The sequence below is a fragment of the Tenacibaculum mesophilum genome (assembly GCF_003867075.1).
Taxonomy (GTDB): Bacteria; Bacteroidota; Bacteroidia; order Flavobacteriales; family Flavobacteriaceae; genus Polaribacter; species Polaribacter mesophilus.
Genome location: NZ_CP032544.1, coordinates 3,013,686 through 3,026,297, shown reverse-complemented (window position 1 = coordinate 3,026,297; position 12,612 = coordinate 3,013,686). Strand labels below are relative to the sequence as shown.

The following is a 12,612-nucleotide window of genomic DNA, read 5'->3' as shown; positions in this document are numbered from 1 at the left end:
ACATTCAAAGATAAAAACTTCTATTTCTTAATCGATTCGCCAAGGCGGATTTTTTCTGTGTTCTCCTGCTTTAAACAGAATTAATTTATTACCATCTGGATCTAACAAGTGGGCTTCTCTCCATAACCATGTTTGATCTTTGGGTAATTGGGTGAATTGAACTCCCTTTTCTTGTAGTTTCTCTACTAATTCATCTAAATTTTCATCTTCAAAATACAATGTAACACCCTCTCCTTTAGGCAGCTTCTCTACTTGATGAATTGAGAAAGTTGTATTACCATCTGGCACTTCAAATCGGACATATCTAGGGCTTGCATCTACAATGAGAAGCAAGCCTAGTTTTTTATAAAATATTACAGATTCATTTACATCTATAGACGGAATTGTTACTTGATTTAAGTCCATGCGATTACTTTCTCTCTTTTTACAATTCGTATTAACATTAATAAAAATAATACTCCTATTCCCGATAATACAATCATAAAATTCCATGTATTATCAAATCCAATATTATCAATTAATTGCATTCCAGAATTGTGTCCGAAAATATGCGACATAGAAAATGCAATACTATAATACGCCATATATTCTCCTTGATTTCCTCTTTTGGCTCGTTCCATTACAAAGGCGTTTGAAAAAGGGAAAGCTATCATTTCTCCAATAGTCATTAACAACATTCCTACAATTAAAATTCCAGCCCAACCTGTTAAATTGATTACTACAAAACTTAATCCTGTAAGTGATAAGCCAAAAAACATTAAGAATTCTTTAGTATACTTACTTTTTTCTAACCAAGTAATCAGCGGCATTTCTAATAGGAAAATGAAAAAACCGTTCATGCCCATTAACAGTCCTATTTCTAACTCTGTTAAATGATGTATATCTTTATAATATAATGGCATGGTAGAGAAATATTGTAAAAAAATAAACCCGAACACAAACATTCCTACAAAAAATATCCAAAAAGCCTTATCTGAAAAAATCGACTTTGGATTTTCTACCTTTACTTCATCTAACACTCTTGCTTTTTTAGGATGTAATACATTTATCAATAATAAAGTTGCTAAAACACAAGTAACTCCATCTACCCAAAACAGCCCGCTATACCCCATTGAGGTAATTATTAATCCTCCAACTGCTGGACCTGCAGAAAACCCCAAGTTAATTGCCAGACGGATTAAGGTTACTGAACGTGTTTTATTTTCTGGTTTACTATAAGTATTTAAGGCTACAAACATAGCGGGTCTAAAAGTATCTGCTACTAGCATCACCAAAAAGATACCAATACAAAACCCCCAGAAAGTTTCTACAAATTGTAAGGATACAAAGAGTAATCCTGTTAAAAACAAACTGGTTTTCATTACCTTGTAAAAACCTATTTTATCTGCTAATTTTCCTCCCAACCAAGAGCCTACAACAGAACCTAATCCAAAGCAAGTCATAATCCAACCTACATCTTTTAAAGTAAACTGTAAACTTTCTCTTAAATACAAAGACATAAACGGAATTACCATTGTACCTGCCCTGTTTATTAGAGTTATTAAAGCGAGCCACCATACTTCGATTGATAAACCTTTAAAGGTATCTAAATAATTAAAATAGAGTTTTTTCATGTGGTTTGGTTTTAGTGTTGATGTTGATATAAAAATAAAAAGTCCGACTATGAAGTCGGACTTTTTATTATCGTTATATTTTATGTGAACATAATTATAATACATACATTGCCCGATCGTCTTTGTGTCTTACCACAGTCGATTTACATTGCTTATATGTATTAAAAATTGTCATTACTTTAATTCTACGGCTGTAAATTTATAAAAAAACAAATTGTTTCTACAAAAATTTTATTTTTTATTTTTTTTAATAGTTTTTACACACTTAAAAGTTTACTTTTAACCATTCGTCTACAGTAACACTCTTTTAATCTTATTTTTTATTTTCACTTTAATATCTACATTATCTTTGAAGTGTAAGTGAAACATAAAGTAAATCTCGCCGAACAGATAGAGATCCCTAAAAAGAAACATTTACTAAGTAACATCAATAAACTATTCTATTTTAAATATTCAGAAAAGCATGCTTATCTAAAACTTTTCAGTAGTTTGTTTTTATCATAACAATTAACACAATTTATAAAGAATTGGCTTACTTGGAGTAGCATCATTTTCAAATGGTGCTATCATAAGGTTCAAAAAGTAAGTTCCATCCTCTATTCTATTAGGTACATATATAAATTCTGTTATTGTTGCCTGCATTCTAATTTCTCCTTGTGTATCCCAAAAAGCATTATGTGCTAACAATTTTCCTTCGTCTTTTTCTTTATCTACAGATGGTAAGTCAATTAATAAATGTTCTATTCCTTTTTCTTTTAAGTATATAGCACCTTCTTCTAACAAATAGGTTGGATTTGTGTTTGAATACCGCATCGATTTTTTGTCTGAAAGGTTTGGTAAGGTTCTGATTACAATTGCATCACGCTTTTTGTTCCCTAAAACATTTTGTAATTGTTTTTTTGAAATTACAAAGTCCTTATTTTTTAACTGCTCAGGAGCAATAGTCACTACTTCTGCTAAGAAGAAAAATTTTGATAGTTCTTTGTTTACTGAATAAACTTCTTCTGTTATATGCCCCACACATTCGGTATGTGTAATATGTGAGTGCGGATTAAACTGTATGTTATTAAAATTTACATCAGCTCCTTGTTGTACACTTCCAATCCAATTCCCATCTGAAACAGGAAAAATTTTAGGATCATCAAGATACCATGCATTTATATTTTCTTTTGAGGTATCAATTGCTATTGAAATGTCTAGTGGTTTTGATAAATCTATTTTGTATTTTCTTGAGTTGTATTCAATTGTTGCAATCATACTCAAATATACTTAAATAATAAATAATTCGGAAGCCAATCCATCTGCTAAGAACTTTCCCTTTTCTGTAGTCTTCAAAACTTCATTTGTAATGACTAGTAGCTCTTGCTGGATAAACTTCTCAGCATTTTTAAGGAGATTTTTTCTAAATTCTTCCCCGAAATCTTCCTCTATTTTCTCTAACGACACTCCCCAAATGGTTCTTAATCCTGTCATCAAATATTCATTAAACTGATCTTTCTTAGTGAGTTTTTCTTCTTCTAAAGGGAGTTTTCCTTCTTGAATTGCTTTTATATATTTTGCATTGTTAGCTACATTCCAACTACGGTGTGTTTTATTAAACGAGTGTGCAGAAGGACCAATTCCTATATATTTTTTTCCTAACCAATAACTAGTATTGTGCTTTGAAAAATAATTAGGTTTTCCAAAATTGGAAATTTCGTAATGTACAAATCCGTTTTTAGTGGTTTCTGCTACCAAAACATCAAAATGTTCTTTGGCTACTGTTTCGTCAACATCAGGATATTTTCCTTGCTTGATAAATGAATCTAATGCTGTTTTAGGTTCTACCGTTAACGCATATGATGAAATATGATTGATCTCGAAATCAAAAGCTATTTGCAAATTTTCTCTCCAACGTTCATTATTCATATTCGGAACTCCGTAAATCAAATCAATAGTAATATTATCAAAGTAGCGTGTCGCGACAGACAAGCAGTTTTTTGCTTCTTGTGCATTATGAACTCGATTCATCAATTGTAAATCTTCTTCAAAAAAAGATTGTATTCCTATGCTTAAGCGATTAACAGGGGTTTTAGATAATTCAATTATTTTTTCTTCTGATAAATCATCTGGGTTCGCTTCTAAGGTGATTTCTGGGTTGGCTATTACTACATAGTTTTGATAAATAGTATCTATTAACAACCTCAATTCTTCATATGACAACAAACTTGGGGTTCCTCCTCCAAAATAAATCGTTTCTATTTCTTCATTTTGTAACTCTTCCTTTCGCAATTCTAGCTCTTTCACCAAGCAAGAAACTAACTCCTCTTTCTTTTTTAATGAAGTAGAAAAGTGAAAATCGCAATAATAACATGCTTGCTTACAAAATGGGATATGTAGATAAATTCCTGCCAAATTATTTCACTTTTCCAGGGTTCTGTTTTACAAACGCTGCCCAACCTGTATAGTTCTTACCTCCTACTTTTGTTCCTGAATTATAAAAATGACATACCGCAGCTGCTAAACCATCCGTTGCATCTAAGTTTTTAGGTAGCACTTTTAAATTCAATAACGATTTTAACATTAAGGCTACCTGTTCTTTACTTGAAGTTCCTTTTCCTGTAATGGCCATTTTTATTTTCTTGGGCGCATACTCGGTTACTGGTATTTGTCTTGACAATCCTGCTGCCATGGCTACTCCTTGTGCACGCCCTAATTTCAACATGGATTGTACATTCTTCCCATAAAAAGGAGCTTCCAACGCTATCTCATCTGGATGATAAGTATCAATCAATTCAATGGTACGTTCAAAAATAATTTTGAGTTTTAAATAATGATCGTCATATTTTTTTAAGAGCAATTCATTCATTTGAACAAATTCCATCTTTTTCCCTACTACCTTTATAATTCCAAATCCCATAATGGAAGTTCCTGGGTCAATCCCTAATATAATTTTTTCTGTCTTCAAACTCTCGTTTATTTAACTTCTAAAGAAGTAAATTTAAATGTGTTCCCATCAAACAAGCCTTTGTCTGATAGTTTTAAGGATGGAATTACCAACAACGCCATAAAAGATAAGGTCATGTACGGAGCTCGTAATTTGCTACCTAGTTGTTTTGCCATCACATCTAATTCTGCATAGGCTTTTCCTATTTCAACTGCTGGTTTATCTGACATGATTCCAGCCACAGGAAGTGGAACAACTTTTTCTTCAGAAGATGTTACAGCACAAACCCCTCCTTTATTTTCAATCAATAAATTTACCGCCTTACAAATCAATTCATCCGATACTCCTACAGCAATAATATTATGAGAATCATGTCCTACAGAACTTGCTATCGCCCCTTCTTTTAATCCGAAGTTTTTGATAAACGCAATCGAAGGCTCTGCATTTTGATAACGATTTACTACCGTCATTTTTAGCACATCGTTCTCTACATCAGAAACTAAATTTCCTTCTTTTATCAACGAATCTGCTTCTATTTCATTTGTCACTAATTCTCCATCTAGAGCTTCTATAACTCGAATCTTTTCAGATGCTGAATGGAATTCAAAATCGGAAACGTTTTTTGCATCAGTGTCAAAATTATTCAACACTTCAAAATCTACATGCTCTACAAATGATTTTCCGTTTTCAGCCACTAACTCACCATTAATATACGTTTGTAGTATTTCAAACTTTTGTAAGTCTTTCACCACAATAAAATCAGCATCATCTCCTTCGTTTAAAATCCCAACATCCAAATTGTAATGCTCTACTGGGTTTATACAGGCTGCTTGCAATACTTTAAAAACATCTATTTCTTTCGCTACTGCGCGCTCACATAATTGGTTAATATGTCCTAATAACAAATCATCGGGATGTTTATCATCGGAACAGAACATCATGTTCTCATAATGCTCAGGTAGTAAATCAATTAATGCTTCAAAGTTTTTTGCAGCACTACCTTCACGGATAATGACTTTCATCCCTTTTTCTAACTTCTCCAATCCTTCTTCATAGGTAAAGCATTCGTGGTCGGTATAAATTCCTGCCGCTATGTATTTATCTAAATCTTCTCCACGTAGTCCAGGTGCATGACCATCTACAGGTTTGTTGTAATGTTTTGCCCAAGCTATTTTTTGCAACACTTCTTCATCTTGATAAATAACCCCCGGATAATTCATCATTTCTGCTAAATATTTGATATCAGGATTCTCCATCATTTTTTTTATGTCTTCTGAATCAATTACTGCTCCTGCACTTTCAAAAGAAGTCGCTGGCACGCATGATGGTGCTCCAAAATTGAATTTCAACGGGACTTTCTTTCCGCTTTCAATCATAAAATCAACCCCTTTTACCCCTAGCACATTGGCTATTTCATGCGGATCAGACACCGTTGCTACCGTACCGTGTGTTACGGCTATTTTAGCAAATTCTGAAGGCACTAACATTGAACTTTCAATATGAATATGTGCGTCTACAAATCCAGGTAAAATATAGTTTTCTACAGTATGTTCTACTGCTCTAATTTGTGTAATCTTTCCTTCTTTAACCTCAACTTCTCCTTTAAATATTCGTTTGTTTTGAATATCGACTATATTTCCCTGTACAATCATGCTAAAATTTATTTATTGCTAAAGTACTGAGTATTTTTCACAAAAAAAGCACCCGTAACGGATGCTTTTTTGATAAGTATATTTTTTTTAAGGTTACGCTATTGGTCCTCCTTTAATAATTTCCTCGCTTGCCATTTCTTCAAACTGAGCAAAGTTCTTTCTAAATGAATTCGCTAATTCCATAGCTTTTGCATCATAAGCATCTTTGTCTGCCCATGTTTGCTTTGGATTTAATACTTCATCAGGAACATTTTCACAAGTAGTTGGCATTGATAATCCAAAAATTGGGTGTTGTACAAATTCAACATTTTCTAAATTACCTTCTAAAGCTTCTGTAATCATAGCACGAGTATACTTTAATTTCATTCTGCTACCAGTACCGTAAGCACCACCTGTCCATCCAGTATTAATTAACCAAACGTTTACACCTGCTTCTTGCATTTTCTTACTTAACATTTCAGCGTAACGCGTTGGGTGTAATGGCATAAATGGAGCTCCAAAACAAGCTGAGAAACTTGGTAATGGTTCGTTAATTCCAGCCTCTGTACCTGCTACTTTTGCTGTGTACCCAGAAATAAAGTGATATGCTGCCTGCCCTGGTGTTAATTTAGAGATTGGAGGCAGTACTCCAAAAGCATCTGCTGTTAAGAAGAAAATATTCTTTGGGTTTGCACCTTTAGATGGTTTTTGAATATTTTCAATGTGATAAATAGGATAACTTACACGAGTATTTTGTGTAATTGATGTATCATGAAAATCTACATTTCCTTTATCATCCATCACAATGTTTTCAAGGATCGCTCCTCTTTTAATTGCTCCGTAAATTTCTGGCTCTTTCTCTTGAGATAAGTCAATTACTTTTGCATAACATCCTCCTTCAAAGTTAAAGATTGTGTTTTCAGCAGTCCAACCATGCTCGTCATCACCAATTAAACTACGGTTTGGATCGGTAGATAAGGTCGTTTTACCTGTTCCTGATAATCCAAAGAAAATAGCTGTATCACCATCTTTACCAACGTTTGCAGAACAATGCATTGGTAACGTGTTTTTGAATACAGGTAAAATAAAGTTTAATGCAGAGAAAATTCCTTTTTTAATTTCCCCTGTGTATCCTGTACCACCAATTAACGCTACTTTTCTAGTAAAGTTTAAAATAGCAAAGTTGTGTTGGCGTGTTCCATCCACTTCAGGATCTGCCATAAAACCTGGAGCGTTTACTACTGTCCACTCTGGAGAAAAGTTTTTTAACTCCTCTGCGGTAGGACGTAAAAACATATTGTGCGCAAACATGTTACTCCAAGGGTATTCATTTACAACACGAATATTTAATTTATAATCTTCGTCTGCACATGCATAACTATCACGTACAAATACTTCTTTGTTAGATAAATAATTAGTTACTTTATCGTATAGCTTGTCAAATTTTTCTGAATCGAAAGGAATATTAATATCTCCCCACCAAACTTGGTCTTTAGTTATATCGTCTTTAACAATAAAACGATCCATTGGAGAACGTCCTGTGAACTCACCTGTTTTAACAGCTAATGCTCCAAAACTGGTTTCTACTCCTTGTTCTTTTTCAATAGTGATGTCGTGTAACTCGTCTGAAGTTAATTGATAACGAACCGTAGCGTCTTTTATGCCTAAGTTATCTAACGATATCGTTTTCGTATCAAGATTTGTCATCTTAAAAGATTTTAGTTGTGTTTAATTTTGGACAAAAATAGTTCTTTTTGATTAAACAGCTATATCATTAAATGATTTTATCAACTTTAACCTTTAATAACTTTTTTAAAAAAGCTATATGCTAAAAGGCTCCAACCAACGATTAATAACACTCCTCCTAACGGCGTTACAAACCAAATTGCTTTTGCAGGAACATTCGCTAAGTAAATTAAATATATAGACCCAGAAAACAATAAAATCCCAGCTATTAAAAAATAACTAATTCTGTTTTTTTCTTTGTTAGTAAGCTCAGTAAACATATTTACAAAAAGTAATAAAAACACATGAAAAAACTGATAGCGTACAGCGGTTTCAAAACTCTCTAAAGCTTCTGGTGTTAATCTTGTTTTTAAAGCATGAGCTCCGAAGGCACCTAAAATCACAGCAATCATTCCCAAGACTGCAGCTATTGTTAAATTTTTATACATTATTTTAATTTTTGTTTAAATTTAAACTTTTTTAGCGATATTGTCGCCTCAAATTTTATACACAACAAAAATAATTATAAATGAGAAATATATTGATTATTGGTGCTGGTAGATCGAGCTCTTCACTTATAAAATATTTATTGGATAAATCTTCACAAGAAAACCTACATATAACTATTGGTGATGTTTCGTTAGAAAGCGCTCAATCTAAAATTCACAATCATTCAAGTGCTACAGCAATACAGCTAGATGTTTTTAATGCTGAGGAGCGCTCAAATGCAATTCAAAAAGCTGACATTGTTATTTCAATGTTACCTGCTCGTTTTCATATTGAAGTAGCTAAAGATTGTATTACTTATGGAAAACACATGGTTACTGCGTCTTATATTTCTGATGAAATGAAAGCTTTAGATGAAGAAGCTAAAGCTAAAGGTTTAGTATTTATGAACGAAATTGGTCTGGATCCAGGAATTGACCACATGAGTGCTATGCAAGTTATTGATCGTATAAAAGAACAAGGAGGAAAAATGCTATTATTTGAATCTTTTTGTGGTGGATTAGTAGCTCCTGAAAGCGATACCAACTTATGGAATTATAAATTTACTTGGAACCCAAGAAATGTAGTATTAGCTGGTCAAGGTGGAGCTTCAATGTTTATTCAAGAAGGAACCTATAAGTATATTCCATATCAAAAATTATTTAGAAGAACTGAATTTTTAACTATTAATGGCAGTGGAAGATTTGAAGCGTATGCAAACCGTGATTCTTTAAAGTATAGAAGTATTTATGGTTTAGAAGATATTAAAACCATGTATCGTGGAACTATTCGTAAAGTTGGTTTTTCTCGTGCTTGGAATGTTTTTGTCCAGTTAGGAATGACTGATGACACTTACACTATTGAAGATTCTGAAAACATGAGCTATCGTGATTTCACTAACCTTTTCTTAGCCTATTCTCCTTCAGATTCTGTTGAATTAAAATTCCGTTCGTATGCAAAGATTGATCAAGATGATTTAATGTGGGATAAATTTGTAGAGTTAGACATCTTCAATCCGAACAAAAAAGTAGGCTTAAAAAACGCTACCCCTGCTGAAATTTTACAAAAAATATTGATGGATTCTTGGACTCTTGAAGCTGAGGATAAAGATATGATTGTAATGCATCATATTTTTGGGTATCAATACAAGGAGGAAAATCATCAAATAGAAAGTAGTATGGTTATTAAAGGTGATGATCAAACCTATACTGCTATGGCAAAAACTGTTGGCTTACCTGTAGCTATGGCTACGGTACGTATTTTAAACGGTGACATCACAACTCCTGGAGTTCAATTACCGATTAACGAAGAGGTGTACGAACCAATTTTAAAAGAATTAGAAGATTACGGAATTACTTTTGTTGAAAAAGAAGTTCCGTATTTAGGCTATAACCCTGAGAGTATAAAAGGATAAAGTCTTCCAAAACGAACACAAAAGGCATCAATTTATTTGGTGCCTTTTTCTTTTAAAAATAAAAGGAATCTCTATAAAGTTGGTATTTTTACCTTTAAATACTAAACTAAGATATGGGTAAAAGCATTTTAAAAAATCATATTAAAAATTACACAAATCTTTCTGAAGAAAAATTAACGGAAATACTTTCTTTTTTTGATTGTCAATCCTACAAAAAAAAAGAAATTTTATTACTCACAAATAAACGTTGTAATAAACTATTTTTTGTTACCAAAGGTTGCTTACATTTATATTTTATTGATAGTTTGGGCTACAAAAAAACTACACAGTTTGCTCTAGAAAATTGGTGGTTAACTGACTTTTTAGCTTTTCGGAACCAAAAACATGCTAACTTTACCATAGAAACAGTTGAAAACTCTGAAATTTTGTCAATCTCCTTTTCAAAATATAACGAGTTATTAAATAAGTTTCCCTTATTAGAAAAATATTTTAGAAGTATATATGAAACCGCATACGGAGCTGCTTTAATGCGTTTAAAATACATTAACAGTTACTCTAAAGAAGATATCTTTTTTAGATTTAGAAAAGACTTCCCTGATTTTGTACAACGAGTACCCCAATATTTATTAGCTAGTTTTTTAGGATTAACTCCTGAATATTTAAGTGAAATTAAAAGAAAATAGCTATTCTTAAGTTAGTTTATTTTTTACTAAAACATACTTAACTACCTTTGCATTTATATTAATTTAAGGGCATAATAGCATTATGAAAAACATGAAAAAAATTGTCGTTGTTGGCGGCGGTTTTGCTGGGTTAGAACTTATAAAAGGGTTAGGAAATTCTGAAAATTATCAAATTATTTTAGTAGATAGTAATAACTATAATTTCTTTCCTCCTTTAATCTACCAAGTATCCACAGGTTTTATGGAACCTTCTGCAATTAGTTATCCATTCAGAAAAATTTTAAGAAAATTTAAAAATGCTCGTTTTCGTCTGGGTACACTTGAAAAAGTTGTTCCAGAAGAAAATAAAATAGTGGTAAGTAATGGAGAAATAGCATATGATATCTTAGTAATGGCTACTGGTACAGAAAGTAATTTTTTCGGAAACAAAAACATTGAAAAGTACAGTTTACCAATGAAAACTATTAGTGACGCCTTGTCACTTAGAAATGTTATTTTAACTCGATTTGACCGTGCTACTAGAATTCACAATCCTGAAGAAAGAAAGAAGTGTTTAACTTTTGTAATCGCTGGAGCGGGTCCTACTGGGGTTGAACTTTCTGGTATTTTATCTGAAATTAAAACTTCAATTATCATAAAAGATTATCCAGAGTTAGATAAAAATGATTTTGGAGAAATTCATCTTATTGATGGTCAAAGCTCTGTATTAGCTCCTATGTCTGAAAGAGCACAAGAATATACCTCTAAAAAGTTAAGTGAACTCGGAGTAACATTAACGATGAACACCATGGTTAATGATTTTGATGGTGAAACTGTATATTTATCAAACGGAGAAGAAATACATACTAAAAACCTTATATGGGCTGCCGGTGTATCTGCTAAAACATTTGATGGTTTTTCAAAAGAAAACTTTGGTGCTGGTAGAAGGTTAAAAACAAATCAGTTCAATCTAGTACACTCATATGATAACATTTATGCTTTGGGTGACTGTGCTTTGATTTTAGGAGACGAAAGCTATCCTAAAGGGCATCCTCAATTAGCACAACCTGCATTACAACAAGCTAGAAACTTAGCTAAAAACCTTTCTAGAAAAGATACAAACTGGAAAACTTTTCAATATAATGATAAAGGTTCATTAGCTATTATTGGAAGAAATAAGGCTGTATTAGATTTCCCAGGACAAAAACAATCATTAAAAGGTTTTGTTGCATGGTTAATTTGGATTTTTGTACATATTATGGGGCTTGTAAACTTCAAAAATAAAGTAAGAACTCTATACAACTGGTTAGGCTATTACATATACAAAGACCAATATTTTAGAATGATTATTAAACCTACTCAAAGAGATACTAAATAAAATACGCATGAAAAATTTAAGCATTGTAGTAATACTACTTTTTACAATTATTACTGTTGGTTGTAATTCAGAAAAATCGAAAACCAATAAAAAAACAGAAGGAGTTGAACAAGTTGTATCTCCATCTGACACACTAACTAAACACCTAAAACCATTTAATCCTAATTTACCAACTATTGGACTTTTAATGTTTAATGGGGTTTTACAAGGAGAAGTTATAGCAACGTCAGATGTATTTGGAAAAGCAGATAAAGATGGCAAACAACTTTTTAATGTAGTAGCTATTGCTGAAACAGCTAAACCCATTACTACTGAAGAAGGAATGCATTTTGTTCCCGACTATACTTTTGAAAACTGTCCTAAACTAACGGCTTTGTTTGTACCAAGTGCTTACGACATGTATGCACAAGTACATAATAATAAAGTTGTAGATTTTATAAAAACAAAAAATCAAGAAACCCAATACACTGTTAGTAATTGTGCTGGAGCTAATTTAATTGGTAAATCTGGTATAGCAGATGGTCATAAAATTGTAACATGGATTGGCGGCGGTGAGCAACTACAAAAAGACTACCCAAATTTAAAAGTGCAAAACGACAGCTTGGTAACTTTTGTTAAAGACGGTAAGTTTTTATCTTCAAACGGAAATTTAGCAAGTTATATTTCAGCGTTAGAACTTCTCGAAATTATGACAAATACTGAACATAGAAAATTTGTTGAAAGCTATTTATACTTGGATCAACTTAAAAACTGGAAAAAATAAACATTAATTATAAA

At 32.3% G+C, this 12,612-nt stretch carries 12 protein-coding genes; 4 read left to right on the top strand and 8 right to left on the bottom strand.

The window, feature by feature from the left end; genetic code table 11:
* Positions 1–27: 27 nt before the first annotated feature.
* From D6200_RS13825 to D6200_RS13790, 8 genes are all read right to left on the bottom strand, one after another.
* Positions 28–405: a VOC family protein gene (locus tag D6200_RS13825; RefSeq protein WP_073181792.1), complete on the bottom strand. Its 378-nt coding sequence runs from the start codon at positions 403–405 to the stop codon at positions 28–30.
* Positions 396–1,613, bottom strand: coding sequence for an MFS transporter (locus D6200_RS13820; RefSeq protein WP_073181794.1), 1,218 nt, complete (start codon positions 1,611–1,613; stop codon positions 396–398). The genes D6200_RS13825 and D6200_RS13820 overlap by 10 nt, the downstream gene beginning before the upstream one ends.
* Before the next feature lie 507 nt (positions 1,614–2,120).
* Complete coding sequence (locus tag D6200_RS13815) at positions 2,121–2,870, bottom strand: cyclase family protein (RefSeq protein WP_073181796.1); 750 nt, start codon at positions 2,868–2,870, stop codon at positions 2,121–2,123.
* A 12-nt stretch (positions 2,871–2,882) separates the two neighbouring features.
* Entirely contained in the window at positions 2,883–4,007 is a 1,125-nt protein-coding gene (hemW, locus tag D6200_RS13810) for a radical SAM family heme chaperone HemW (RefSeq protein ID WP_073181798.1), read from the bottom strand.
* Position 4,008: 1 nt separating this feature from the next.
* Positions 4,009–4,560, bottom strand: coding sequence for a crossover junction endodeoxyribonuclease RuvC (gene ruvC, locus D6200_RS13805; RefSeq protein ID WP_073181800.1), 552 nt, complete (start codon positions 4,558–4,560; stop codon positions 4,009–4,011).
* Between the two features lie 8 nt (positions 4,561–4,568).
* Positions 4,569–6,191 carry an adenine deaminase gene (gene ade / locus D6200_RS13800; RefSeq protein WP_073181802.1) on the bottom strand — a complete coding sequence of 541 codons (1,623 nt, stop codon included), beginning with the start codon at positions 6,189–6,191 and terminating at the stop codon, positions 4,569–4,571.
* A 93-nt stretch (positions 6,192–6,284) separates the two neighbouring features.
* Positions 6,285–7,877 carry a phosphoenolpyruvate carboxykinase (ATP) gene (gene pckA / locus D6200_RS13795; RefSeq protein ID WP_073181804.1) on the bottom strand — a complete coding sequence of 531 codons (1,593 nt, stop codon included), beginning with the start codon at positions 7,875–7,877 and terminating at the stop codon, positions 6,285–6,287.
* 86 nt (positions 7,878–7,963) lie between these two features.
* On the bottom strand, positions 7,964–8,344 hold the full coding sequence (locus D6200_RS13790) for a DUF423 domain-containing protein (RefSeq protein WP_073181806.1): 381 nt from the start codon (positions 8,342–8,344) through the stop codon (positions 7,964–7,966).
* Between the two features lie 80 nt (positions 8,345–8,424).
* Between D6200_RS13790 and D6200_RS13785 the strand changes: the two genes are divergently transcribed.
* The 4 genes from D6200_RS13785 to D6200_RS13770 all read left to right on the top strand — a co-directional run bounded on the left by D6200_RS13785 (position 8,425) and on the right by D6200_RS13770 (position 12,598).
* A complete protein-coding gene (locus D6200_RS13785; RefSeq protein ID WP_073181808.1) occupies positions 8,425–9,795 on the top strand; it encodes a saccharopine dehydrogenase family protein in 1,371 nt (456 codons plus the stop codon).
* A 113-nt stretch (positions 9,796–9,908) separates the two neighbouring features.
* Positions 9,909–10,478 (top strand): Crp/Fnr family transcriptional regulator, encoded by a 570-nt coding sequence (locus D6200_RS13780; RefSeq protein ID WP_073181810.1) that lies wholly within the window; start codon positions 9,909–9,911, stop codon positions 10,476–10,478.
* An 82-nt stretch (positions 10,479–10,560) separates the two neighbouring features.
* On the top strand, positions 10,561–11,835 hold the full coding sequence (locus D6200_RS13775) for an NAD(P)/FAD-dependent oxidoreductase (RefSeq protein ID WP_073181812.1): 1,275 nt from the start codon (positions 10,561–10,563) through the stop codon (positions 11,833–11,835).
* 7 nt (positions 11,836–11,842) lie between these two features.
* Positions 11,843–12,598, top strand: coding sequence for a DJ-1/PfpI family protein (locus D6200_RS13770; RefSeq protein WP_073181814.1), 756 nt, complete (start codon positions 11,843–11,845; stop codon positions 12,596–12,598).
* Positions 12,599–12,612 lie beyond the last annotated feature (14 nt).